General features: G+C 59.9%; 21 protein-coding genes and 1 riboswitch. Of the genes, 5 read left to right on the forward strand and 16 right to left on the reverse strand.

The annotated features are described in order from the left end of the window. Positions 1–14 precede the first annotated feature (14 nt). From ACR3FC_RS17980 to ACR3FC_RS17990, 3 genes are read right to left on the reverse strand one after another with little or no spacing between them, the layout of a single operon-like run. The gene (locus tag ACR3FC_RS17980) at positions 15–794 is read right to left on the reverse strand and encodes a carnitinyl-CoA dehydratase (protein WP_480477431.1); all 780 of its coding nucleotides are present in this window, start codon (positions 792–794) and stop codon (positions 15–17) included. A gap of 3 nt (positions 795–797) precedes the next feature. Next, positions 798–2,813 (reverse strand): acetate--CoA ligase family protein, encoded by a 2,016-nt coding sequence (locus ACR3FC_RS17985; protein WP_480477433.1) that lies wholly within the window; start codon positions 2,811–2,813, stop codon positions 798–800. Positions 2,814–2,815: 2 nt separating this feature from the next. Next, positions 2,816–3,976: an acyl-CoA dehydrogenase family protein gene (locus ACR3FC_RS17990; RefSeq protein ID WP_480477435.1), complete on the reverse strand. Its 1,161-nt coding sequence runs from the start codon at positions 3,974–3,976 to the stop codon at positions 2,816–2,818. An 80-nt stretch (positions 3,977–4,056) separates the two neighbouring features. Here ACR3FC_RS17990 and ACR3FC_RS17995 point away from each other — a divergent pair, with 80 nt between their 5' ends. Continuing rightward, positions 4,057–5,004 carry a GlxA family transcriptional regulator gene (locus ACR3FC_RS17995; protein WP_480477438.1) on the forward strand — a complete coding sequence of 316 codons (948 nt, stop codon included), beginning with the start codon at positions 4,057–4,059 and terminating at the stop codon, positions 5,002–5,004. Between the two features lie 235 nt (positions 5,005–5,239). On the opposite strand, the gene ACR3FC_RS18000 is transcribed toward ACR3FC_RS17995, so the two are convergent. From ACR3FC_RS18000 to ACR3FC_RS18030, 7 genes are read right to left on the reverse strand one after another with little or no spacing between them, the layout of a single operon-like run. Beyond that, positions 5,240–6,217 (reverse strand): HpcH/HpaI aldolase/citrate lyase family protein, encoded by a 978-nt coding sequence (locus ACR3FC_RS18000; RefSeq protein WP_480477440.1) that lies wholly within the window; start codon positions 6,215–6,217, stop codon positions 5,240–5,242. Between the two features lie 17 nt (positions 6,218–6,234). After that, complete coding sequence (gene glyA / locus ACR3FC_RS18005; protein ID WP_480477442.1) at positions 6,235–7,530, reverse strand: serine hydroxymethyltransferase; 1,296 nt, start codon at positions 7,528–7,530, stop codon at positions 6,235–6,237. A 22-nt stretch (positions 7,531–7,552) separates the two neighbouring features. Beyond that, on the reverse strand, positions 7,553–10,183 hold the full coding sequence (locus tag ACR3FC_RS18010; RefSeq protein ID WP_480477444.1) for a phosphoenolpyruvate carboxylase: 2,631 nt from the start codon (positions 10,181–10,183) through the stop codon (positions 7,553–7,555). Next, the gene (locus tag ACR3FC_RS18015) at positions 10,183–11,154 is read right to left on the reverse strand and encodes a 2-hydroxyacid dehydrogenase (protein ID WP_480477446.1); all 972 of its coding nucleotides are present in this window, start codon (positions 11,152–11,154) and stop codon (positions 10,183–10,185) included. The genes ACR3FC_RS18010 and ACR3FC_RS18015 overlap by 1 nt, the downstream gene beginning before the upstream one ends. Next, on the reverse strand, positions 11,154–12,041 hold the full coding sequence (gene sucD, locus ACR3FC_RS18020; protein WP_480477448.1) for a succinate--CoA ligase subunit alpha: 888 nt from the start codon (positions 12,039–12,041) through the stop codon (positions 11,154–11,156). Before sucD ends, ACR3FC_RS18015 begins: the two co-directional genes overlap by 1 nt. Then, positions 12,038–13,237: a malate--CoA ligase subunit beta gene (locus ACR3FC_RS18025; protein ID WP_209508189.1), complete on the reverse strand. Its 1,200-nt coding sequence runs from the start codon at positions 13,235–13,237 to the stop codon at positions 12,038–12,040. Before ACR3FC_RS18025 ends, sucD begins: the two co-directional genes overlap by 4 nt. A 15-nt stretch (positions 13,238–13,252) precedes the next feature. Beyond that, positions 13,253–14,494, reverse strand: a complete 1,242-nt coding sequence (locus ACR3FC_RS18030; RefSeq protein WP_480477451.1) for a pyridoxal-phosphate-dependent aminotransferase family protein — start codon at positions 14,492–14,494, stop codon at positions 13,253–13,255. Between the two features lie 220 nt (positions 14,495–14,714). Here ACR3FC_RS18030 and ACR3FC_RS18035 point away from each other — a divergent pair, with 220 nt between their 5' ends. From ACR3FC_RS18035 to ACR3FC_RS18050, 4 genes are all read left to right on the forward strand, one after another. Continuing rightward, a complete protein-coding gene (locus tag ACR3FC_RS18035; RefSeq protein ID WP_267365646.1) occupies positions 14,715–15,344 on the forward strand; it encodes a response regulator transcription factor in 630 nt (209 codons plus the stop codon). Between the two features lie 245 nt (positions 15,345–15,589). Next, positions 15,590–19,303 carry a hypothetical protein gene (locus ACR3FC_RS18040; protein ID WP_480477453.1) on the forward strand — a complete coding sequence of 1,238 codons (3,714 nt, stop codon included), beginning with the start codon at positions 15,590–15,592 and terminating at the stop codon, positions 19,301–19,303. Then, on the forward strand, positions 19,296–20,294 hold the full coding sequence (locus ACR3FC_RS18045; protein WP_480477455.1) for a hypothetical protein: 999 nt from the start codon (positions 19,296–19,298) through the stop codon (positions 20,292–20,294). The genes ACR3FC_RS18040 and ACR3FC_RS18045 overlap by 8 nt, the downstream gene beginning before the upstream one ends. Before the next feature lie 76 nt (positions 20,295–20,370). Continuing rightward, on the forward strand, positions 20,371–20,586 hold the full coding sequence (locus ACR3FC_RS18050) for a hypothetical protein (RefSeq protein ID WP_480477457.1): 216 nt from the start codon (positions 20,371–20,373) through the stop codon (positions 20,584–20,586). 16 nt (positions 20,587–20,602) lie between these two features. Here ACR3FC_RS18050 and ACR3FC_RS18055 read toward each other — a convergent pair whose 3' ends face one another. The 6 genes from ACR3FC_RS18055 to ACR3FC_RS18080 all read right to left on the reverse strand — a co-directional run bounded on the left by ACR3FC_RS18055 (position 20,603) and on the right by ACR3FC_RS18080 (position 25,635). Further along, a complete protein-coding gene (locus tag ACR3FC_RS18055; protein ID WP_480477459.1) occupies positions 20,603–21,253 on the reverse strand; it encodes an energy-coupling factor ABC transporter ATP-binding protein in 651 nt (216 codons plus the stop codon). Next, the gene (gene cbiQ / locus ACR3FC_RS18060; protein ID WP_480477461.1) at positions 21,250–22,029 is read right to left on the reverse strand and encodes a cobalt ECF transporter T component CbiQ; all 780 of its coding nucleotides are present in this window, start codon (positions 22,027–22,029) and stop codon (positions 21,250–21,252) included. Before cbiQ ends, ACR3FC_RS18055 begins: the two co-directional genes overlap by 4 nt. Further along, positions 22,029–22,592, reverse strand: coding sequence for a cobalt ABC transporter permease (locus ACR3FC_RS18065; RefSeq protein ID WP_480477463.1), 564 nt, complete (start codon positions 22,590–22,592; stop codon positions 22,029–22,031). The genes cbiQ and ACR3FC_RS18065 overlap by 1 nt, the downstream gene beginning before the upstream one ends. Continuing rightward, positions 22,589–23,200: a cobalt transporter CbiM gene (gene cbiM, locus ACR3FC_RS18070; protein WP_480477465.1), complete on the reverse strand. Its 612-nt coding sequence runs from the start codon at positions 23,198–23,200 to the stop codon at positions 22,589–22,591. Before cbiM ends, ACR3FC_RS18065 begins: the two co-directional genes overlap by 4 nt. Positions 23,201–23,206: 6 nt before the next feature. Beyond that, positions 23,207–23,992 carry a DUF4198 domain-containing protein gene (locus ACR3FC_RS18075; RefSeq protein WP_480477467.1) on the reverse strand — a complete coding sequence of 262 codons (786 nt, stop codon included), beginning with the start codon at positions 23,990–23,992 and terminating at the stop codon, positions 23,207–23,209. A gap of 132 nt (positions 23,993–24,124) precedes the next feature. Next, a riboswitch (cobalamin riboswitch) is annotated at positions 24,125–24,323 on the reverse strand. 121 nt (positions 24,324–24,444) lie between these two features. After that, positions 24,445–25,635 carry an ROK family transcriptional regulator gene (locus ACR3FC_RS18080; protein ID WP_480478195.1) on the reverse strand — a complete coding sequence of 397 codons (1,191 nt, stop codon included), beginning with the start codon at positions 25,633–25,635 and terminating at the stop codon, positions 24,445–24,447. Positions 25,636–25,692: the final 57 nt, after the last annotated feature.

A 25,692-nucleotide genomic window follows, 5' to 3' on the forward strand; every position in this document is an offset into this window, starting at 1 on the left:
AACACACCGTGTTTCTATTTACCTTTCCAGACCGGGTCACGTTTTTCAGCAAATGCACGCGCGCCTTCAAGCTGGTCCTCACTGGAATAGAGGACATCCACGCTGCGCAATTGCCGTTTGGTGATGCGGTTCATGGCGTCCTGAAACTTGGCGTCTTCAGCATCGCGCACGATTTCCTTGATGGCCGCATAGACCAGCGGCGGCCCTGACGCCAGCAGGCGGGCGAGTTCCCACGTGCGGTCCATCAGCTGATCAGCGGCAATAATCTCATTCACCAGACCCCAGCGGTTGGCTTCTTCGGCATCAAACCAGCGGCCTGTCAGCAGCAGCTCCATCGCGATGTGATAGGGGATGCGCTTGGGCAACCTGACGCTGGCGGCATCCGCAACAGTGCCCGAGCGGATTTCCGGCAAGGCAAAAGTGGCGTGATCAGCGGCAAGAATCATGTCCGCGGACAAGGCCAGCTCCAGCCCGCCACCGCAGGCGATACCGTTGACGGCGGCAATCACGGGCTTGTTCAGGTCGCGCAGCTCTTGCAGGCCTCCGAACCCACCGACGCCGTAATCTCCGTCCACCGCGTCGCCGTCGGCGGCAGCTTTCAGATCCCAGCCGGGGCAAAAGAATTTTTCGCCCGCACCGGTCAGGATGGCCACGCGCAGGTCCGGGTCGTCGCGGAATTCAGCAAAGACCTCGCCCATTCTGCGGCTGGTGATCAGATCAATCGCGTTTGCCTTGGGGCGGTCCAGCGTGACCTCGAGGATTGAACCATCGCGGCGGGTTTTGATCGGGTCCATATCTCAGGCCTTTCTTATCAGGGCGTCCACGGCAACAGCCTTATCCGGCGTGCACAGGAGCGGGTTAATCTCGACCTCGCCAAGCGTGTCGGCATTTTGCATGACATAGGTCTGAACGGCCTCGACCGCGGCAACAATCGCATCCATATCAGCCGCCGGTTGACCGCGATAGCCCGCCAGCAGCGGGGCGATCTTCAATTGACCGAGGGCGGAGCGGATGTCTCCGGGCGGGCTGGGTACCAGCAAGGATACCGTGTCGCGCAGCAGTTCGGTCAGCACGCCCCCTGCCCCAAGGGTCAGAACAAACCCATGCGCAGGGTCACGCACCACGCCAATCAGAAGTTCGGCAACGGTTCCGGTGACCATCTCTTCGATCAGGATGTCTTCGGTGCCGATATCAGCCGCGACAGCCGCGACGTCGCCGGCCCGGATGCCCAGCCGAACGGCGCTGTGTTCGGATTTATGTGCAAGCCCGACACCCTTGACGGCAAAAGGGCCTTCCATCTGGTCCGCTGCGGCACGGGCAGCTTCCGCGCCCCGCACCGTCCGGTTTTGCGGGATGCGTAGGCCGCATTCCGCCAGCGCCGCCTTCGAGGCGCCTTCGGTCAGGATTTGGGTTGGTTCCATCATACCCGGCTGCAAAACGGGCGTTGCGGATGGGGCCTTGACCTGCCCTGCGGCGCGGGTCGCAGACAGCGCCTCGCGCAGGCCCATCAAGGGTACAACACCCCCGGCCATCAGCTGTTGTGCGATGTCTTCCGGTAAAAGCTCCGGCAAGGTGGCGACAATCGCGAACCGGGCGCCGGTTTCTGCCCGTACGTTCAACGCTGCCTGCGTTGCGCAGGCCCAATCGGTGGAGTCGGTGGTCGGGTAGTCGACGATCGAGAATGTCATGTCGATATCGTCGCCCGTCATGCCCGACCAAGCCCGCGTCATCGCCAGTTCGTCACGCCAGATATAGGTGTGATAATCCAGCGGGTTGTTCAGCGCGACCATGGGCCCGAGCGCGCTGCGCAGGCGGGTCAGCTTTTCACCGCTCAGCCGTGGAAATTGCAGCCCAGTGCCAACGGCCATATCGGCAATCAGGCTCGCCTCGCCCCCCGAACAGCTGATCGAGGCGATGTTGCCCCCCGGCAGCGGCCCGTAGCAGTGCAACAGTTTGAGTGTTTCAAGGAAGTCAGGCAGCGCCGAAAGGCGTGGAATGCCAAGCCGGTCAAGCAGCGCCTGCGCCCCGGCATCGCTGCCCGCCAGTGACGCGGTATGGGAAACGGTTGCCGCCTGCGCCTGTTCCGATGCGCCGACCTTGAGGGCAACCAGCGGGACGCCTTTTGCATGGGCTTTGGCGGCCAGTGCTTCCCATTCGCGGATGTTCTTGAAGCCTTCGATATGCAGGCCCACTGCGGTCACGCGCGGGTCATCGATCAGGGCCGAGGCGATCTGCGCCTGACTGGTCTGAGCCATATTTCCGCAGGTCACCATATAGGCAATCGGCAGCCCGCGTTTCTGCATGGTCAGGTTGATCGAGATGTTCGAGCTTTGCGTCAGGATCGCCACGCCCTTGTCGACGGGCACAACCCCGTGCTGATCCGGCCACAGCAATGCCCCGTCCAGCGCGTTGATGAAGCCATAGCAGTTCGGGCCCAGAATGGGCATGTCACCGGCCGCGTTGATCAGTTGATCCTGCAAATCCCCGCCGGTGTCGTCCTCGGCCACGGCTTCGGAAAAGCCCGAGGCGAAGCAGACAGCGCCACCCGCACCCATGCTGGACAGGACTTGAACCGCTTCAACCGTGGCGTGGCGGTTGATGCCGATGAAAACCGCGTCAGGTGCGTCGGGCAGGTCTTCGATATGGCCATAAACCTTGTGGCCCGAAATGTCAGAAGCCTTGGGATGGACCGGCCAGATCTGACCAGCATATCCCATGCGTTCGGATTGCAGAATAACCTGTTGGCACCATGCACCGCCGCCAATGACAGCGATGGATTTCGGGCGCAACAGCCGGGTCAGGTCTTTGGTCATGGTCAGGCGCCCAGCGGACGCAGAAGATCGCGGCTGATGATGTGGCGCTGAATCTCGCTCGTGCCGTCCCAGATCCGTTCGACCCGGGCGTCGCGCCAAAACCGTTCGATCGGGAAATCATCCATCAGGCCCATGCCGCCGAAGATTTGCAGCGTCGTGTCGGTGACCCGCGCCAATGCCTCGGAGGCATAGAGCTTGGCCGAGGCGATCTCGCGGTTTGCGGGCAGGTTCTGATCCAGACGCCAAGCGGCGGCAAGGGTCAGCCAGTCGGCGGCGTCAATCTCGGTGATCATGTCGGCAATCTGAAAGCCCACACCCTGAAACTTGCCGATGGGCTGGCCGAATTGCTTGCGCTCGGCGGCGTAGTTCAGCGCATAATCAAAGCAGCGCCGAGCGCGCCCGACCGAGAAGGCCGCAACCGTCAGCCGGGTCGCGTAGAGCCATTCGTTCATCACGGCAAAGCCGCCATCGACCTCGCCCAGAACCTGCGCATCGGACAGTCGGCAATTATCGAAATACAGGATACAGTTTTTATAGCCCCTGTGGCTGACGGACCTGTAGCCGTCGCGCACTTCAAAGCCCGGTGTGCCGCGATCCACTAGGAAGGTGGTGATGCGTTTTTTGGGGCCTTTCGGGGTCTCATCCACGCCGGTGGCAACGAATACAATGAAGAAATCCGCGTGTTCCGCGCCCGAGATGAAATGTTTCGAACCGTTGACGACCCAGTCGCCACCGTCGCGCACTGCCTGACATTTCATGCCGCGCACGTCCGATCCGGCATCCGGTTCAGTCATCGCCAGCGCGTCCATCTTTTCCCCGCGCACTGCGGGCAGCAGATAGCGTTCGCGCTGTTCGTCGTTGCAGGCCATGAGGATGTTCTGCGGGCGGCCAAAGAAATGCGTCAGCGCCATCGACCCACGGCCCAGTTCACGCTCGACCAGTGTAAAATCCAGATGCGACAGGCCCGCGCCGCCCACTTCTTCGGGGAAGTTGCAAGCATAGAACCCCAGATCGATACATTTCTGCTTGATCTCATTGCCAAGCTCCAGCGGGACCGTTCCGCTGCGTTCTACCGCGTCTTCATACGGGTAGATTTCTTTTTCTACAAAGCTGCGGACCGTCGAGACGATCATGTCCTGTTCTTCTGTCAGACCAAACTGCATGGCGCGGATTCCCTGGATCGGTGGTTGACCAACCAAACGCCATAGCTCATGGTCGCGGCATGCAGAGATAGATCAGTTTCATGCCAAATTCGAAAATATTATCGCAGCAGTACAATGTCCTGCTGTTCAACGGGTTCTCGAACCATTGCCTTGCGAACATGGTCGAACCGTTGCGGGCGGCGAACACCCTGTCGCGGCAGGCGTTATATGCGTGGCGCTTCTGTTCGCTTGACGGCAACCCTGTTCAAAGCTCAAGCGGCCTTGTCGTCACCCCGAACGGGGCCATCGGCGATCAACAGGGGGATTTTCTTGTTGTCATGCCGTCATATGGATACCTGAAGCTGGATACGCGGTCGACCATGCGTGCCGTGCTGGCAGCGGCCAAGAAACACAAGCATCTGGCCGGGCTGGATACGGGAAGCTGGCTGCTTGCCAGTGCCGGATTGCTGGATGACCACAGGGCGACCATTCATTGGGACGAGTTTTCGCGGTTCGAGGAAAGGTTTCCGGCGGTGGAGGCCGTGCGGGAAAGGTTTGTCATTGATGGCAACCGTCTGACCTGTTCCGGGGCCATGGCCGCCTTTGATCTGGCCTTGACCCTGATCCGCCGGGATCACGGCCCGCTGCTGGCGATGGAGGTCGAGCACCTGTTCATGAGCCGGAACGGGCGTGGCCATTATGACCTGCCTCTGAAATCCGAGGACACGCTGGTCAATCGGGCGCTGACTGTCATGCAGGCGCATCTTGAAGCACCGCTGTCTGTCCGGAGTGTGGCCCGGAAAATCGGATGTTCGCAAAAACGGCTTGAAACGCGTGTTCAGGCGGAACTGAAAACAACTCCGCAAGCGCTGTATCGGCGTCTGCGCCTGAACCGCGCACGCAATCTGGCCGAGGATACGGAACAATCCATCGCCGAGATCGCGGGGCGCTGTGGATACGAAAACGCCAGTGCCATGACCCGTGCGTTCAAGGCCGAGTTCGGTCAGACGCCGACCGCATTTCGGAACGGAAACCTGTCGAGGCCGTGAACCGGGATTGGCGGGGTGCCGGTTTCAGGTGTCGAACTCGGAAACATCCCTTGCTTTTGTCGTAGCGATTTAAGGCAGCATCCGTTTGCTGGTCAAAATGTGACAAGCGTTTTAGGGAGGCAATTTTCGCGAAACGCGGACAGCTGATTTACGTTAGCGCCGTAGTCCGCCCGTCAAAGCGCTGGAGAATATGCGTGGACAGTGCGCCCACGCAAGTCAGGTTTGGTGCGGGCGATCAGGCCGCAGCGATCTGGCTTGCCTTTTCAACCAGCACTTCGGCCTGACGGATCGAGGCATAGTCGATCAGACGGCCATCCAGAGACACGGCGCCTTTCCCATCCGCCTCGGCCTCGGCCATGGCGACCAGAATACGCCGTGCCTTGGTGACTTCGGCATCCGAGGGTGACATCACCTCATTGGCCAGCGCGATCTGGCTGGGGTGGATGGCCCATTTCCCCTCGCATCCCAAAACAGCGGCGCGTTTGGCCGCGGCCTTGTAACCGTCGGGATCCTGAAAATCGCCAAAAGGCCCATCAATCGGACGCAGCCCGTTGGCGCGCGCCGCAACCACCATGCGGGCAAGTGCATAGTGCCACATGTCGCCCCAGTGGTTAAGGCGGCCTCCGTCGGCATCCGGGTCGGTCAGAACCGAATAGTCCGGGTTCACGCCCCCGATGATTGTGGTTCGCGCGCGCGTCGAAGCGGCATAATCCGCGACACCAAAATGAAGGCTTTCATTGCGCTTTGATGCGGCCGCGATCGCGCTGACATTCTGCATACCAAGCGCGGTTTCGATGATGTGTTCGAACCCGATCCGTTTCTTGTATCCCTTGGCGTCTTCGATCTGGGTCACCAGCATGTCGACCGCATACACATCTGCGGCTGTCCCGACTTTTGGGATCATGATCAGGTCCAGACGCTGGCCCGCCTGTTCGACGACATCCACGACATCCCGGTACATGTAATGGGTATCCAGACCATTGATCCGCACCGACATGGTCTTGTTGCCCCAGTCGATTTCGTTCAGCGCCTGAATGATGTTCCTGCGCGCCTGTTCCTTTTCATCGGGCGCGACGGCGTCTTCCAGATCGAGAAAGATGACATCCACGTCCGATTTCGCGGCCTTCTCAAACATTCCGGGCTGGCTGCCGGGCACGGCAAGCTCGCTGCGGTTCAGGCGGGCGGGGGCTTGTTCAATTGGGTGAAAGCTCATGGTTGGGACCTTTCGGCTTACAGGTTCGGGTAGATGGGGAAGCGGTTGCAGAGATCTGCGACCTGGGCGCGGACGCGGGCTTCGACTTCGGAGTTGCCGTCTTCGCCGTTGGCTGCCAGGCCGTCGACCACTTCGATGATCCAGTCGGCGATCTGGCGGAATTCGGTCTCGCCAAAGCCGCGGGTGGTGCCGGCGGGGCTGCCCAGGCGGATGCCCGACGTGATGGTCGGCTTTTCCGGGTCAAACGGCACGCCGTTCTTGTTGCAGGTGATATGCGCCCGGCCCAGGGCCTTTTCGGTGGCGTTGCCCTTGACGCCCTTGGGGCGCAGGTCAACCAGCACCACATGGGTGTCAGTGCCGTGGGTCACGGTGTCGAGCCCGCCCTTGATCAGCTGATCGCTGAGCGCCTGCGCATTGGTCACGACCTGCTGGATATAGCTTTTGAACTCGGGGCGCAGCGCCTCGCCAAAGGCCACGGCCTTGGCCGCGATCACATGCATCAGCGGGCCGCCCTGAATGCCGGGGAAGATCGCCGAATTCACTTTCTTAGCGATATCTTCATCATTGGTCAGGATCATGCCCCCACGTGGGCCGCGCAGGGTCTTGTGTGTGGTGGTGGTCGCCACATGCGCGTAGGGGAACGGGCTGGGATGCTCGCCTGCCGCAACCAGACCGGCGAAATGCGCCATGTCCACGTGCAGATAGGCGCCGACCATGTCGGCGATCTCGCGCATGCGGGCAAAGTCGATCTGACGCGGGATGGCCGAACCGCCCGCGATGATCAGCTTGGGGTTATGCTCTTTCGCCAGCGCCTCGACCTGATCATAGTCCAGCATGTTGTCCTGCTGGCGCACGCCGTATTGCACGGCGTTGAACCACTTGCCCGACTGGTTGGGTCGCGCGCCGTGGGTCAGGTGGCCACCGGCATCCAGGCTCATGCCCAGAATGGTGTCGCCGGGCTGGATCAGCGCCTGGAACACGCCCTGGTTGGCCTGGCTGCCCGAGTTCGGCTGCACATTGGCAAAGCCACAGCCAAACAGCTGCTTGGCGCGGTCGATGGCCAGATTCTCGGCGATATCAACAAACTCGCAGCCCCCGTAATAGCGCCGGCCCGGGTAGCCTTCGGCATATTTGTTGGTCATCACCGAACCCTGCGCCTCCATCACGGCGGCAGAGACGATGTTCTCGGACGCAATCAGCTCGATCTCGTCGCGCTGACGACCCAGCTCAGACCGGATCGAGCCAAAAAGCTCAGGATCGCGGTCCGACAAGGACTGGGTGAAAAATCCGTTTGTTCGATGCGGGGCGTTCACAGTTTTGATCTCCTGAAAATGGTTAGCCGGTCCAGCCAAGACCAGCGGAAATGGCGTTCATGGATTGCAGCAGGGGCACGGGAACTGACCCTGCCTGCGGTTCGTTGCGGGCGTGTTGCAGCAGTTCGACCTGAAGAGCATGAATGCGGGCCAATTCGGCCTGTTTGCGGTCAAACCTCTCGCAAAGGCGGGGAAAGCGATGGCCGATGACCTGACCACCTGTCAGAAACCGGGTCGCTTTGCAGGCACTATCGTATTCCGCCTTGATTACCTGCGATACACGTTGGCGGATCTCGATATCAGAGACCAATTCGCCATACTGCGCTGCGATTTCCATATCCGCCTGATAGAGCGATTTTTCCATCTCATCGACGGCGAGGCGGAACAGGCGGGAGTGTCGAAACATGTCGTGCAACACGTCATCACCGCGCGCGCCGCGAAACTTGCGAAAACTGGCCATGGCGGTGCCGAACCCGTACCAACCAGTGATCAGGTGGCGGTTCTGCGACCACGCAAAGACCCATGGAATGGCCCGCAGGTCGTCCAGACTGGCCGCGCCGAACCGACGGGTCGGACGGGACCCCATTTTCAGGCGGGCAAGTTCTTGGACAGGGCTAGCCTGCTGGAAATAGTCCAGAAAACCCGGCATCTGCAAAAGCGAGACATAAGCTGTCTGTGACAACTCTGACAAAGCATCCAATGCGTCATCGAATTCAGGCCGTGAAGGCGCCTCGTCAGGGGTCGCCGTATGGCGCATCGTGCTTGACAGCAACAACTCCAGATGCGCCGCAGCCGTGCCCCGGTTGGCATATTTGGCCGAAACCACCTCGCCCTGTTCGGTCACGCGCAACCGCCCGGCAACTGTTCCGCTGGGTTGCGCGGCGATGGCGCGCCCGGTCGGTGCACCGCCCCGGCTGACCGAGCCACCGCGACCATGGAAAAACGTGGCCTTGAAACCTTGCGAGGCCAGCGCCGAGACGATCCGGCGTTGGGCGCGCTCCAACTCCCATGTTGAGCAGAAATAGCCCCCGTCCTTGCCGCTGTCCGAATATCCCAGCATCACCTCGATTACTCTACCGTCGGTTTTGAGGCTGCGACGGGCAAGCGGAACAGCCAAAACGTCGAGCAGGATCGATGGGGCATTTCGCAAATCGGCAATTGTCTCGAACAATGGGACTACCGAAAGATCAAGAGTTTCAGACCCAAACCCGGCATAGCGGGCCAATAGGTAGATGCCGAGAATATCGTCGGCCGAACGGGTCATGGACAGGATGAAGGGCCCTATTGCTTTGGGGTCCGGTCCCGATCGCACACCATAGACCAGAGCCAGAAGGGCAAGCAATTCCCGCGCCTGATCGCTTAACGCGTCGCGGTTTTGATAGGGCAGGTTCTGATCGGCCAGTTCGGTTCGCAAGCGGGCAGACCATTCGACCGTGCCGTAAACCGGCACCTGTCCGTTATGCGACCAGATTTCGGCCAGAACGTCGGTTGTGACGGTCGAATTCTGGCGAATGTCCAGCGTTGTGGTCCGGAACCCGAAAACCGAAGCGGCCCGGCGCAACGGACGGATGTGCTGCCGCGCCAGAATATCCGCGTTGACCGCACATAAAGCGGTATCAAGTGTGTCGAGATCGCCCACGAATTGCGAGATGTGATCATATCCGCTGTTTGTCAGCCGATAGCGAATGGCATTGAGTGCTTGCCGGAACGGTTCGTTCCGATTGCGGCCATCGACCGGAGCCTGGTCGACTATCGCTTGTACTTGCGTCCTGACAGGTTCAGGTAAAGGCAATATCAGCGCGCTGATGCTCAACCTTTTTGCGGCACGCTCAAGAGCTTGACGATAAAGGTCCAGAACTGTTTCGCGTCCGCGTTTCAGCGCCAATGCGGTTATCTCGGTCGTGACATTCGGGTTGCCATCCCGGTCGCCACCGATCCAGCTGTGAAAGCGGATATCAGGAGTTTCACTCGGCGTACGTCCCAGCACTTGCAGGCAGGCCTGATCGAATCGGCCCATAACCTGCGGGACAGCATCAAAGATTGCATCGCGGAAGAACTGAAACCCCCATTCGATCTCGTCGTGCAGGCTTGGGCGCGACAGGCGAAGTTCGCCTGTCAGCCACAAGAGATCAATCTCTCCTTCCAGACCATTCAGCAATTCGGCGTGTTCTGTCGGGGTCCAGCGTTGCGTTTCAAGACTGACGAGGTTGCGGTAGATACGCCGGTGAATTTCCAGAACCGTAACCCGCTTGGCTTCGGTCGGGTGCGCGGTCAGAGTGGGACCGGTACACAGGTCAGCGGTCAGCTTTTCAACCTGGCTATAGGTCAGGGACAAGTCTGTCAGGGCTTCGGCAAAACCGCCGTCTACCGTTTCTGCGCCGTTTTGGGTTTCGGTCAGTCGACGGTCCCGAACCTCGGCATTTTCATCGATGATGCACAACAGTTGGAACCAGATAGAAAGGGCCTGCAAATACGGCGTTGCCTCGGGTCCCGTGGGTATGGGTTGCAGCGGCGTGGCCTCGGCCCATGCCGCCACGTGTGGTGCCCGTTTCAGCAATATGTTCCGCCACAACGCCCGCAATTCCGAGCGCAACCCTTCGGCATAGCCCGAGGGGTTGGGGGTGGGCTGCATATTCGGGGCCAGCGCTTGCATCAGATCACGCGGTCCCGGGGTTCGCGGCCTTCAAAGAAATCATTCAGGTTATCGAGAACCCGAAACCCCATCGCCTCGCGCGCTTCGCGGGTGGCGCTGCCCAGATGCGGGAGCATCACGAGGTTGTCGCATTGCAGCAGGTCCGGGCTGATACGGGGTTCACCATCGAACACGTCCAGCGCGGCCCCGCCGATCATCTCGAACATCAGCGCCTGTATCAGCGCCCATTCGTCGATCACCTCACCGCGCGCGGTGTTGATCAGAAAGGCGTCGGGCTTCATCAGGCCCAGTCTGCGCGCGTTGATCAGATGCCGGTTTTCAGCCCCGCCGGGGCAATGCAGCGAGACGAAGTCGCATTGCGGCAGCAAGTCGTCAATCGAGGCCACCTGCGTTGCATTGCACCTGGCCAGCACATCCGGCGCTATCTGACTGCGGTTGTAGACGAGGATGTCCATACCAAAGCCATGATGCGCACGGCGGGCCATCTCTTGCCCGATGCGGCCATAGCCGATAATGCCCAGCGTTTTGCCGCTGACCTTGGTTCCAACCAGATGCGTGGGCCGCCATCCGGTCCAGGTGCCGGACCGCAGCTCGCGCTCACCTTCGCCCGCGCGCCGCGCCACCATCAGCAGCAGGGTCATGGCGATATCGGCGGTGCATTCGGACAGAACATCGGGCGTGTTGGTCACGGTCATGCCCAGCTCACGCGCCGAAGGTTCGCAGATGTGGCTGTATCCGACACCGTAATTGGCCAGTATTTTGGTCTGCGCACCAGGGACGTCCATTGCCTCGGCGCTCAGTATGTCCGTTACAGTTGGCAGCACCGCGTCATAAGTTTTCAAGGCTTGCCGGATTTCGGCCGGGGACATGGGTTTGTCCCCGGTGTTCAGAACAGCGTTGTAATTCTCGGCCAGCTGCGCCTCGACGGCGGCAGGCCAGCGACGGGTCACAAGAACCGAGGGTTTGACCATCACGCGGCCTCCATCACACGGGCAATTGTTTCACCGATCACAGCGGGGTTTTCGGCAACGGTCACCCCGGCGGCGGACAGGATCTCGACCTTCTCGCTGGCGCTTTCGCCAAAGGCCGAGATGATCGCACCCGCGTGGCCCATCGTGCGGCCTTTCGGGGCGGTCAGACCCGCGACATAGGCAATCACCGGTTTGGTGATGTGGTCGCGGATGTATTCCGCTGCTTCAGCTTCCTGCGGGCCACCGATCTCGCCGATCATGGCGATGACATGGGTGTCCTCGTCCTTTTCGAAGCGCTTAAGGATGTCCTTAAAGGATGACCCGTTGATCGGGTCGCCACCAATCCCGACACTGGTCGAGACACCGATGCCGCGTTCTTTCAGTTGCGCCGCAGCCTCATAGCCCAGCGTGCCCGAGCGGCCGATAATGCCGACATGGCCGGGCAGATAGATGTGACCCGGCATGATGCCCAGCAACGCCTTTCCGGGCGAGATCGTACCGGCACAGTTCGGCCCGGTCAGCACCATGCGTTTCTCTTTCGGATAGCGGTACATGTACCGCTTCACCCGGATCATGTCCTGCGCCGGAATCCCGTCGGTGATACAGACGCAGTAGCGGATACCGGCATCTGCGGCTTCCATGATTGAATCAGCCGCAAATGGCGGGGGTACGAAAACAAGGCTGGCATCCGCGCCGGTCGCCTCGACAGCCTGTTTGACGGTGTCAAAGACCGGAACACCCTCGACGGTTTCCCCACCCTTGCCGGGTACGACACCGCCCACGACATTGGTGCCATAGTTCAACATGTCCTTGGTATGAAACCGAGCCATGCGGCCGGTAATGCCCTGCACGATGACGCGCGAGTCACGGTCGAGAAGAATGCTCATTTCACAGCCCTCATCTTGGTGCCTTGAGTAAGGTCGTTTTTCCATGCGCCAACAGCGCGTTCTGCCGCCTCCATCAGCGTTGAGGCGCGAATGATCGGCAGGCCGGATTTGGCCAGAATCTTCTGGCCCTCTTCGACATTTGTCCCAGCCAGCCGCACAACGACGGGCAGGTCGAGGTCAAGTTCCCGCAGGGCCTGAACGACACCCTCGGCCACCCAGTCGCAGCGGTTGATACCGGCGAAGATGTTGACCAGAATGGCCTGAACATTGTCGTCCGACAGGACCAGACGAAATGCCTTGGCCACACGTTCTGGCGAAGCCCCGCCCCCGATGTCGAGGAAGTTTGCAGGCTCGCCACCGGCCAGCTTGATCGTGTCCATCGTGGCCATCGCCAGACCGGCACCGTTGACGATGCAGCCGATATTTCCGTCCAGCCCGACATAGGACAATCCGCGGTCGGCCGCGCGGCTTTCGCGCGGGTCTTCCTGGCTTTTGTCACGCAGTTCAGAGATTTGCGGATGGCGGAACAGGGCGTTGTCGTCAAAGCTCATCTTGGCGTCAAGCGCCAGCACCCGGTCGTCACCCGTGATGACCAACGGGTTGATCTCGACCATTGTCGCGTCCAGCTCGCTAAAGGCGGCGTAGCAGCCTTGCAATGTACGCACCATTTGCTGGATCAGCCTGGGTTCAAGCCCCAGATTGAATGCGATCTCGCGCGCTTGAAACTCCTGAAGCCCAACCGCCGGCTCCACGATGGAGCGGACGATGCTTTCCGGGCGGTCAGCCGAGATATCCTCGATCTCCATCCCGCCCTCGGACGAGGCCACGATCATCACCCTTTGGCTGGACCGGTCGAGGACAAAACCCAGATAGATCTCGCGATCAATCGGCACGGCGGCTTCGACATAGACGCGATAGATGCCTTTGCCTTCGGGGCCGGTCTGGTGCGTGACCAGCTTGCGGCCAAACAGATCATCGCAGGCCTGATAGATTTCGTTTTCGGTGTTGCACAGCTTGACCCCTCCGGCCTTGCCGCGACCGCCTGCATGGACCTGCGCCTTGACGATCCATTTGTCACCGCCCAGCTCACGCGCCCGATAGGCCGCTTGTTCCGGACTGTAGGCCAGTGCGCCGGATGGTATGGCGACACCGAAATTCGAAAGAATTTCCTTTGCCTGGTATTCGTGAATATCCATCTGATCCGCTCCTGTTTATGCAGCGATTGAGGTGCCGTAACGGCTTTCCAGCAGGTCTTCGATTGCGTCTTGGTCGACCGTTCCGCCCAGCTCTCGGATGGCTTCGGCGAACAGGCGCACAATCCGGCTGACGGCGTCGCGGTTCAATTGGTTGAGGATGCCGATGCGCACCTGCACGGGTTCGCTGAGCGTCGGCCAGATGCCAAACCCACGCGCGCGGCAGTTCTGGACCAGTTCCATCTCGCGGCCAGCCAGTTCCGGGGGCAGGTTCAGCACGATCAGGCTGGGCATGTCGGAGGTGACCTCGCAGCCCATTTCGGTGACGGCGTCCCGCAGAACCTTCTCGTGCGTCTTGTACGACGCGGACCGCTTGGCCAGACCTTCCTGAAGGGTCAGGCGCAGGGATTCATGGAAGGCCGCAACGGCGTAGCCCGAATGGGTGCGGTGATAGGTGCCCTTTTCAACATCCTGCCCATCGACAATGCCCCAATGGCGGGCCTCAAAGATGGGATTGTGCACATAGGTATAGGCGCCGGTGGTTCTGAGTGACGCGATATAGGCGTCGGTAAAGCTGACTGGGGCATAGGTCAGCGGCAGGCAACACAGACCTTTCTGCGGGCAGGACGCCCATCCGGCGATACCTGGAAAATCGTCTATCGAGAAGTCATCGACGCCCAGAGACGACACCGCATCGATCAGACCCATCGCGCCATGACGTTCGCACGCGTCGGAAAATCCGCGCAGGTCATTGATGCGACCCGATCCGGTTTCCCAATGCGCCATGAAAGCCCATTTCGGTTTGTGCTGCGCAAGTGTCGCCTCGACCAGATCACCGGTGACCGGCTGGCCGTGCGGAACCTCGATCACGGTGACGCTGGCAGCCTGAGGCGCCATCGGGTTGGCGGCATGTTCTTCAGGCGTCGCCGCCTTGATCCGCAGGGTCAGCGCGTCGATCCCCGAGAATGTGCCGTTGGCAAAAGCAACGACTTTGTCGCCTGGCATGACAGCTGAAAACATGGTGTCCAGGGCGCTCCAACCGGTGCCGGCAACAGCAAAGGTATAGGCGTTTTGGGTACCCCAGATTTTCCGCAGCATGTGCTTGCATTCGACCATCCCCCTAAGGACGTCCCCCTGCATGTGATCGGCAACGCCTGCATTGGCAAAGGCCTTGAGGACGCGGGCATCCGTGTTACCCGGCCCCGGCCCCGCAGCGAGGGTCTGAGGGATTTCGAGCGGAGGGAAAATCTGAAAAGTCATGGTCTGGCATCCTCGGCTGTTGGCCGGGCATTGCGGCCCGTTGTGTCAAGTTACCGAGCAGGAAACGCGAGCTTGCCTTATGACGCAACGTAACTTACTACTGCTTTTGGATGGCTAATAGGGTGGGGCAATACCTACCCATTTTGGTAAAAGTACGAAGGTATACAAAGAAATGCCCTATCCTTATGGGTAGGTTTTTCCAAAATCGGGGCAAAATCATATGGTTGAGACACCGAACAAACCTATCGACATCATGCTGGCGGACGGCAACCCGCTGGTTCTGTCGGCCATGTCCGAAATATTCGAGCGGGACCCCCGATTCTCGCTGATGGCCACGTCAGCAACGGCCGAAGGGTTTCTGGGAACGGTGATGCGGGTTCCCGTTCAGGTCGGTGTCGTCGACTGGACACTTCCGGTTTTGGGGGCCGCTAAACTGATCGAGGTTCTGCGCGATCAGCCCAACGCCCCGCGCTTTGTCGTTTATGGCGACACTGGCGGCGATGTCCCGCGATTGGCGATGCAGGCGGGTGCGGCTGGATTTGCCGCCCGCACGGGCGAGGTTGAGGGTCTGCTGGAAACCTGCGCCAAAGTGGCAGCGGGTAAGATGGTATTCCCGTTCATCGATATCCGGAAGATGCAACAGGACCCAATCCAGAGCCTGTCGCGTAAGGAACGCGCAATTCTGGAGGCGCTGGCCCAGGGAATGTCGAACCGGGATTTGTCAAAGGAACTTCAGATTTCGACCAACACGGTCAAGTTCCACCTGTCCAACATCTATGAAAAGCTGAGTGTCAAAAACCGCACGCAGGCCATTGCGTATTTCTATTCCTCTCAGCAGTCGCGAAACTAGACCAAAGGCGATCTGGGTTCTGGTGTTTCCCGACAGGTTTTTCCTCTGGCCCTGACTAATTCTGGATACCGTCAGCGGCAAGAGACACTACGCTTGCCCTGAGCGCTTTGCCGCGCGTTGCAGCGGGTACAACCCTGCGTTGCTTCCGCGAATCCCCCAGACATGTTACCTTGGGTCACCTTTAATGATTTGACTTATTTTTCTGACATCTCGTTTTTTCAGCTCTTTCTCGAGAGGTGACGTTCATGTCCGACTCCAGCAGTGAGCCCCCGCGCATAACGCTGTCCCTACCAAATCTTCGGCCAAACCCATCGATATCAGCGGAAATTTCCGGCACTGTCGCGGCTGGTGCGCAAGCTGTTGAAGATCTGAAGCGGGTTGAGGCGGAAAAGCTCAAGGCATTGCGCCGTGGCGTCGGAATTGAGCTGTCCACAGAAGTGATCAACGATCTGGTCGACCGGCGTGTTCAGTCGACAGGCGCGGTTTTTCGCCAGCTTGCAACCATTCGCGAAGATCTGGCCGGAGGCTTTCTGGGGGCGGTCGTTCACACCCTTGCCCCGAAACTGCGGGGGGAACTGATCAACCCGGACGGGACCCCTGCCGAACGTGTGATCGTCGAGGTCCTGCGCCCCACCTTTAACGCCAATGAAGGGATCGACAACGCGGATTTCTCGTGGGCTGTCAAAGCCGCCGTCACGGACGCGCGCGGGATCTTCTCGCTTGATCTGCCCAATCTTCGCCTGCCACAGAACGGCCTGCGGTTGCGGATCAGGGGTCAAAACACCACCCTGACAGAAGCCGTGCCGCGCGTTGACGCGCTGGACGGCGAAATGGGCCTTGTGGTGCTGGATCGCACGCTCCTGCCTTTGCAGCGTTCGATCGTCGGCGAGCTGGCCGATATCTTGCCTGTGGATCCCGAGGATGCTGAAGAAAACATATCCGATTTCACCGGTTCGCAGGCCCCTATCGTGCTGGGCGAGGGCGATTGCGCGTCGGAGTACCGAACCGAAGGCGGCACGGTTTCACGGCGGCGCTATTCGGTTTTGTACCGGCTGATTGATCCCCTCGTCGGGCCCAAGAATATCGTTCGAACGCGCCCCATAGGTGGGGGCCGCTTTGTGACGACTATCCCGGGCACAGCCTTTGCTCAGGCCAATCTGTCAGCCGAAACGCTTCTGGCGGCGTTTAACAATGACGGGGGTGATTGGGATTTTCGAGACCGGATTCCGATTGACGAACCCATTGATATTGAAGACTTCTTTGAAGATCTTGAGGAACGGCCTCAGGATGTGCCCAAAGCGTCGAGCCTTGCGCTTGGGTATATTGCCAAGATGCGGTCGACGGCTGTCCACGCTGGCATGTCTTTGGGTCGGCTGGTCTATTCCCTACCGCTTGCCCCCGGAGAAGAGCAGCGGATTGTCGTGTCGGAACAGCGCGAAACACTGAGCGTACGTGAACGAGAGAGCCTGACATTTGAAGAACAACAGGAATTCGAGGAAGCCCGCGACACGTCCTTTGACAGTACGTTTGAAAGCGCGCTGGATGAGGTAATTCAGGGTACGTCTTCGTTTTCGACCCGCGCTTTTTCAAAGAGCTTCGGGGGCGCAGGTGGCGTTGGTGGCGGCCTGTTCGGAGGCATCGGGGCCATCGTCGGCGGCGTGGGCTTCAGCGGTGCACGGTCCAGTTCGAATTCTTCCGGCAATTCGTCCAACACGCAGAACACATCGCGCGATTTTCTGTCCGACACGCATGAGACATTCTCTGCCGCGCTTGAACGGGCGGCTTCGGTCAAGCGCAACTCGGCACGGACCAGTGTGCGCACAGCAACTGCGACGGATCGGCGAACGGCCACAACGAAATTCGTGGCCAACCGCAATCATTGCCACGCAATGACCATGCAATGGTTCGAAGTCCTGCGCGACTTTTCCTTGGAAACGCGTATCGAGGGCGTGCAGTTGGTGGTCTTTGTGCCCATGCAACTCATCCGCTTCCGCCGTCTGGGGCAAGGCGATCAGTTGCCGGGCAATGTCACCCGGTCCGGATTGCTGAGCCGGTACAAGGTCATCCTGCGCCATGCCGAAGTGTTCCGGCGCGTGTTCCGAAACCGCCGCAGATTCCGCAGCGCACTGAAGCTGCTGGAAGAGTTTTATGCGGACAAGGACGCAACACCGCAGAACGCGCCCGGTGTCGCACAGGACATCGTCAGTTTCGAGGCGCAGGGCACGTTCATGCCCAATGATGACATTTCTGTTGTGATTTTCACGCAGGATGGCGACCGGGTCGGACCTGTGCCGCTGACCGGATCGCCGATAGACATCGACAACCTGCATGACCTGCCAGCGGAAACACGCGAGAACCTGCTTGTCCGGCTGGCTGATGCGCGGCGTGATCCGACCAAGCGCCGGACCTATACCGGGTCTGTGGCTTTGCCCCGTTCGGTCGAGCGGTCGGATATCGCCCGTGTCGAGCTGCGCAGGCGGACGGGCTCGTTTGCCTATTCGTTCTACACTGGTCCGGATCCCATCAACATTTTCAACATCTGGGAACATCTGGCCAATCTGGAAGACGCTGACGATCTGGACCGGGCCACCCGCAATATCAACCGCAGCCTTCGCACTACCATCTCGGGCTCGGACTTTGACGATCTGGTGGGTCCGCCCATGGTCAGTGAGTTCGAGGCGCGTATGAATGAAAACGCCCAGACCGTTGTTGATGACAATACGTTCCAGGCGTTGCCTGCCACCCTGCCCTATTCCGTGCAGGAGGTGCCGGACGTTCTGTCACGCCGGGATCTGCGCCGCATCGAAGAGATGTACCAGCATGTTGTGGCCAACACCGTTCGCTATTCCCGCGTGATCTGGGCCAGCATGACGGACGAAGAACGTGCGATCCTGCTGGAACGCTTCACCATCGGGGTACCGGAAGGCGGGCTGGACGATGCCTCAAGCGAGATATCGCTGCTCAGCACCGTCCAGAACAAGGTGTTGGGGTTCTATGGCAATGCCATGATCATGCCCTTCTCGATCCCGCCCGATCTGGCCGACCGGATGGAGATGCGGACCGGTGATATTCAGGACAGCCTGCTGGCCTTCCACCGTGAGGATTTCAGGCCACCGCGCCGCACGATTTCACTGCCGACCAGGGGCCTGTTGGGCGAGGCCGTTCTGGGCCGCTGCAATTCCTGCGAGATGATCGACCATCGCCGCTTCTGGAACTGGCAGGACAGCCCGACACCGCCACCGGTTGGCGACGCGCCGGTCCTGCCTGCTGACAGTGACGCCATCTTTGGTACACGTGCGCCGTCAGACCTGCCGAACAACCAGCCTTCGAACACGCTGACCATTGCAGGGGGCGACATTGGCACCGGACAGGCTGTGCCCACGTCGCAACTGGCCGAAATCCTCAAGGCCGCGCCTGATCTTGCGCGGGCGGGAACCGATCTTACGGGCCTGAAGGAACTGCAAGCCCAGCTTGCGCTTGAAACGCAATCGGTCGCTGCGGGGCGAGACAAGGCCATCGACACGGCAACGGATCTGACGAAAGAACTGGTTGGAAAGGCCACGGAACTTGCGGGTAAAGGTCAGGAAATCGCTGCCGCCCGCAAAGAGGAAGAGGCCAAGAAAGCCGCCGCTGACAAAAAGGCGTTCGATGCCAGCAACGCCGACAAGATCAAGGGGTTTGAGGATATCGCCAAGAACGCCTCGGGTGTCGCCGCATTGATTGGCGGACAGGCAGACGGCAACCGGGCAGCCTTTACGCAAAACCTGTTCAAGGATTTCCCCGGCGGGGCTGCGGCTTTGGCCAACCCGTCCAACACACTGCTTCTGGCCAAGCTTTTCGGGGCCTTCACCAAGGCGAACGCGGATGCCGATGACGGCAGCGCGACCAAGGCTGGCAGCCAGTCGGTGCTGGATTTCCTCAATGGCCTGAACGCCCCTGCGGAGGACGACAATGAGTGACACGAGCACAAATGTGACGGACAAACCGGGAATTGATGAAAGCCTTGCCGAGGCGATCATCAACATTCTTGAAACGACCAACTCTCCGGCGATCCAGCGCGCCCGTGAGGTGATTGCCCATAGGCTGGCCATTGCGGGCGATATTGCCCCTTCGCGCATCCCTGCGCCGCGCAACATCACCGAGATCGGCGGCTATATCAATCTGCTGAGCGAGTATGGTGAGGCCGAACAGCGCGCTCGCATGATCGCGGCCGCTTTGGGTATCGCGGGACCGCAGATTTCGCTGCCGCAACCGGGTGCCGTTCCGCCGATGTCTTTCATCACCCGCGACGGTGCAAGGCCCGTTGGTCCGCAGCAGGCCAGTTTCCCGCTGAGCTATACGATCCGCAGTGATTTCGTTCCGGCCTTCGACAATGCGTTGCAGGAGATCGCGATACGTGGCGGTGCGGTGCCGATCCTGACACCTGTCAGGGTCCTTCCGGCCGCCGGATCAGGCCCGGTGACCGACGGCATCGCACAGCTGGCTTTGATCGGTCGAACCCTCAGCCTGGCACCGACCGCGGCGCTGCATGCCGTGGCCACCGACCCGCTGTCGCTCAGCCGTCCGACTGCGGGTGGCGGGTTCGAGGTTCTGGCACGGGTCATCGACGCCGCCGCCCCGATTGCCGGGACCATCGCGGCGGCAGACTGGACAAGCTGGGAATGCGATGCTGCTGCCTGTTCCGAGGTTGACAGCAACGATGCGCGCTTTGCCCTTTCGCCGATCCTGAATGCGGCCGGTTGGCACCAGGCGGCTGATCCCGGCAATCCCACCAGCCTGTCCGATCCCGGCAGCTGGGCCGCGTGGCAGAACATCACCGGGCTTGTACCCGGCGTCACGCGGTTCGCGGATGAGCTGCAATTGCTGTACCCTGCCGAGATGCTCATCACCTCGCCGGTTTTCAATCAACTGGACAATGTCTGGACGGGAAGCACCTTTGCCGCGCCATAGGACCCCCTCTGCATCCGCAACAAAGTGATTTGGCGGCACTTGGCTTTTGGAGTTACGCTTGAACAGGAGGGGTGCCATGCGAAACCCGGAACGTTTCGAAAAATTCTACTTTGCCAAAGTTGGCATGGGCGAAGCCTGCGGTTGCGCCGAGCGCATCATCGACGTTTTCGAGTTCAACCGAAAAGGTGGCGCGCAGTCGAAACACCCGGTGAAACAGGACCGTCGCAGACGCCTATCGTTTCGCGCATGGGCAGTCAGATATGGGCTTATGAGCCGAAAGCGGAACAGCTGAACACGTATTGGTCCTGTCAGACAGCAACCAGTTTTCCGTCTCGCAAATCCAGCGCATCCGGTGCCAGTTCGGCGCGGAAGGCCGGGGAATGGCTAACAAGAAGGATCGCTTGCGGCAATGCCCGGAGGATTTCCAGCAGCCGGGCCTCGTTCCGTGGGTCCAGCGCGTTGGTGGGTTCATCAAGCAGCAGAACCTCGGGCTCCATCGCCAGAACGGTCGCCAGCGTAACCAGCCGTTTTTCACCCCCTGACAATTTGTGGGTGATGCGGTTCTTCAGATGCATCAGGTCCAGATCACCTAATACGTTTTCAACGATGGCAAGTGCTTCGTCGCGTGTTCTGCCCAGGTTGAGCGGGCCAAAGGCGATATCCTCGGCGACGGTCGGGCAGAACAACTGATCATCCGCATCCTGAAACACAAGGCCCACCCGGCGGCGCACGTCGTGAAAATCAGCCTCATGCACCCTTTGCTGACCAAAGATCCTGACCGTGCCGGACTGTGCGCGCTGCAAGCCAAGCGTAATGCGCAGCAAGGTCGATTTTCCTGCCCCGTTCGGGCCCGTCAGCGACAAGCGTTGACCAGCGGACAGGCTGAGGCTGGCACCGTCAAGAACGGGTGGCTGACCGGCGTAGGCAAAGCAGATTTCTTCAAGCGCAATCAGTGTCATGCCAAATCCAGTATGATCAGACCCGCGCAAAGAGCACCAAGACCTGCGGCAAAAACGATGTCCCTTCGGGTCAGGGTAAAGTCCTGAAGCAACAGCATACGGCCTGAAAACCCCCGGCATTTCATCGCATCAAGAATGCGTTCGGATCTTTCGATCGCGCGCACCAGCATCATGCCCACGAGATAGCCAAAGCTGCGATAGGTGTGCCAGTTTGTTGCCGGGCGAAAGCCGCGCACTTTCATGGCCGCGCGCAGGCGCAGGTATTCTTCCCGCAGAACCTCGATATATCGGATGGTGAACATCAAAAGGTGAACCAGCTTTTCGGGGCAGCGCAGGCGGTGCAGGGCGTGGCCAAGCGTGACCGGCTCCATCGTGCCGACCAGCACCATAATGGACAGGATGACCGCGTTGGCCGTCAAGGCGATCTCGACCGCTTTCCAGAAGCCCTGCCAGCTTGCGGGAAACCCCCAGAGCGTAAACATCGGGTCGCCGGGCATGGAGAATGGCAACAACACCAGCATGAACAGGATGAACCCGTCCATCATGGCCATGCGTTTCAATGTCTTCCGCCAGGGCAGACGCGACGCGGCAAGAAGCGAAAGGGACACCGCCAGAGCCGCGCACAGCGCTGTCAGCGAGGACACCGCCACTGTCACCACCGCGAAGACAACCGCCATAACGATCCGCATCCTAGGATCAAGCGGGTTGATCGCGCCGCGCCGCTGCGCGCCCGCTTTGACCAGCGTGCTTTCCTGTTGTCCCAGAACATGCGCCATCAGGCCGCCAGCTTGCGGCGTGCCGCAAAGTAAAAGCCCAGACCAAACAGACCGACAATATATCCGATCCCACCCAGAACAGTTTGCAGATCATTTTGTTCGCGGTAAGCCGCGATTTCCCGACGCAGCGGGCGCAGCTCATCCCGCACGGCCCTGGCAATGACCTGTTGTTGTTCAGTGCTGAGCACCGCCGCTGTCTGGGCAGGTGCGTTTGTTGGCGGGGTATCAGGTTCCGCTTCAACGCCCATGATCCGGGCGACATCCGCAGCGGGCATGGTGACCTCGGCCACATGTCCGGCACCAAGGTTTGCAAAGAATGTATGGGCCACCGGCGCGTTTGGCGTGTAGATAAAAAACCCGTCTACATCTGTTACGATACGGCCCAGCTCGGCTCCGTCCGGGCCGTTGACGATGACCTCGGTATCGCTTGCCATGTCGCCGTTGGAAAAGCCGATTTCGCCTTCGATGGCGTCACCGGATTTAAACACTCCGGCTATGACCTTATGCGCCAAGGCAGGTAGGGGTGCGCAGCACAGCGCCAGAATGATTGCCAGATACCTCATGCGACCGCTCGTTTGACAAACAGCTCGGGCTTGACCTTGCGCGCCAGCAAAACCGCGAACCCGGTCAGGATCGCCTCAATCGCCATGACAGGAATATGTGCAAAGAAAACAATCTTAGCCGCAGGCAGGAAGGCATCCCCGGACAAGGCCAGTGAAAACGCAACCATGCCGGTTGTGGCGGCAATGGCAAAGGCACCGCCGACCCCGCCCCATATCGCACCTTGCAGCGGTGAGCCGCGGGCGATCAGGCGGCTAAAGATCAGTCCGGCCAGAACCGCGGGCAACGCGATGTTCAGGGTGTTGATCCCCAATACCGTCAACCCGCCAAAGCCAAAGAAGACGGCTTGCAGCAAAAGCCCGACGAACAGGGCCGGGAATGCGGCCCACCCCAGCAAAAGCCCGGCCATACCGTTGAGGATCAGGTGCACCGACGACGGACCAATAGGAACATGGATCAGCGATGCCACGAAAAAGCTGGCTGACAGCACCCCCGCAGTGGGGATGCGATCAAGATCCAGCGACCTGAGGCCCATGGCAATTCCACCCGCCGCAGCGACGGCACCGCCGATCACAACCGGGTTGGACAAGGCTCCGTCAACGATATGCATCTACGGTTACTCCAAATCCCAGGCGCGGATCCAGATGACCGCGTCCTGGCTGAGTTCTTTGCCGTTGTGTTCGGTCACGGGACCGGCGCCGAGCGCTGCAAAACCCCAATATCCGGCTTTCGGAACGCCGAACGTGAAATACCCGTTATCATCCGAAGTTGCGACCAATGCACCACCCGGCAACGGCGAGACGGTCGGGGCCGAAGCAGCCGTGCTTTCCATGTCCGGTTCTGCGGCCATGTACTCGATCTCGATCTCGGCACCCGCAACCGGTTGGCCTTCGGCCATAACCCGACCCGTAAAGGTCGAACCCGCGATGATGTTGGTCGGTTTGTTGAGCGGGATGATCTCAACCGGCAAGCCCACCGGGTTCATCCAGTCGGTCGGCAGTTCGTTGCGGTTCAGGAATGCCTTGGCGATCTGCTGGATATAGATATCCTCGGATTCCTCATAATAGGGCTGGGGAACTGTCACCAGCACATAGTCGCCCGACCGTTTGACGGGAACATAACCCTTGAATGCCGCGCCTTCGTTTTCGCCGCCGGTGAAACGCACGGGTTCCAGAGTGTCCAGCAGGTCGGTTTTCTGACCGTTGTGGATCACGTAGAATTCCTGCGGCTTGTCCAGATCCATGACATGCCCGTTCGAGAACGGATGCCAGAAGATCAGCTTGACCGGAACATTCCCCGGTGCGTCGATCATGGTGTCAGAGGTGTATTCCAGCAGGAAATGCGCATTTGCCATCGCTGGAAGCGCCATCGCCACAGCGGCTGCAGAAAGCAGCTTGGTCATCAATAGTCGTCCTTGTCCCATCGTACCAACCCCGGTACGAGATGCGTTTTGACTGCGGGGACGTCCAAGCCGAGCTGCTTTTTCAAGCATCCTGCTCCGACGCACATCCCGTCGCCGATTAGGAGTGCCTTTGTCAAAGGCACATGTCCGGCAGGTATCCTGACTTGCGGGTCAAAGCGTTGGGCTGGCCTTCCCGGATTAACTCCAGTGGCACTTCAGCCCTGCTCGCCGCTTACAGTTGCGGGTGCAGTTGCGGAATTGGGCCAAAGCCCGCACCGCATTCCCTATTGATTCCAGAGCACGCCCCGGAACCGGACATGCCGAGCGGCTTGCCAGACTTCTTCAGCATCCGTCAACGATCAATTGCGCTGGCTGTCAAAAAGTTCAGCGGGCAATGCCCTTTTTCCGGTTGATCCGCTTTGGATACAGGTCGGGGTTTTTCGGGGATGAACCTACCCTTCGAGCAGGTATCTTTCCGACAATGGCAAACTGGCCGCCCCCAATGACCGGGCATCCGGGCCCGCCGCCCCTGCCAGCACCAAGGGCCGTTCAAGCCCGGTCAGGTTCATATGGGATAGTTTGAGCTCAACCCTTTCCACCAGCCGCGCCTTGATATCAGCAGGCATCCAGCCATCAATCTTGACACATTCGAAATCGATCAGGCTGCAAGAAGAGACGATGGCATGGGCGATTCCGTACGCCGCCTGGTTCAGCCAATTCTCAAGGTGGGTTTCCGGTACGTCCCAATGCCGTGTCGTTTCCCAGATTGAGCCGGCTGTTTCGGCATTCCCACCAACTGCGCGCTCCAGCACATAAAGACTGGCGACATCTATCAATGGTTTCACTCCGCCTGCGTCGTCCGGCACAGGCAATGGACCAAGCGCACCGGCATTTCCCCGCCCTGAAAAGATGGAGCCGTTCAGAACCACCCCGCCTCCGATGAAGAAGCCGACATAGAAATACAGGAAATCTCGTGGGCCTTCTGCAGGGCCAAACACCAGCTCGGCACCGCAGGCCGCGGTTGCGTCGTTCTGCAAAAATACCGGCACGTCATAGCTTGCGGCTAGCGCGCCTTTCAGGTCCGCGTCACGCCACGGATCCATTTTTTCCTGAGGAACCTGCAATGTTTGTGCCCAGTCCCAAAGGTAGAACGGCATGGCAATCCCAAGGCCCGCGATTCTGCTGCGCGCCTCGGGCGACATTGACGCCATCACTTTGTCGAGGCTTTCTGTGGAAAAGCTCAATGTCGCCTCGGGCGTCGGAAAATCATAGGTCCGCCGCTCGCGGTGCCTGACGTTGCCAAGAAAATCCGTCAGCACCAGTTCGGTACTACGCCGCCCGACTTTGAGCCCAAAGAAATACGCGCCGTCCGGGTTCAGGCGCATGGGAACCGATGGCTGCCCGACTTTTCCCCGGATCGGTTCGCCCCGCAACAGCAACCCATCGTTCTCCAACTGGCGCATGATGACCGAGACCGTCTGCGCCGACAGGCCGGTCATGCGCGCGATTTCAGATTTTGCGAGGGCCTGATGGCGCCGGACCAGTGACAGGACAAGCCGTTCATTTCGGGCCCGCATTCCACTTTGGTTGGTGCCGCGCATGTCTGGCTCGCGTACGCCAGTAGTATTGCCCAGAGAGTTCATTGCAGACACGGCCATCCCCTTCATGACGACAATGTAAAAACCCTTCCTTTCTGTCAA

The sequence above is a fragment of the Ruegeria sp. AF3 genome, assembly GCF_056536285.1.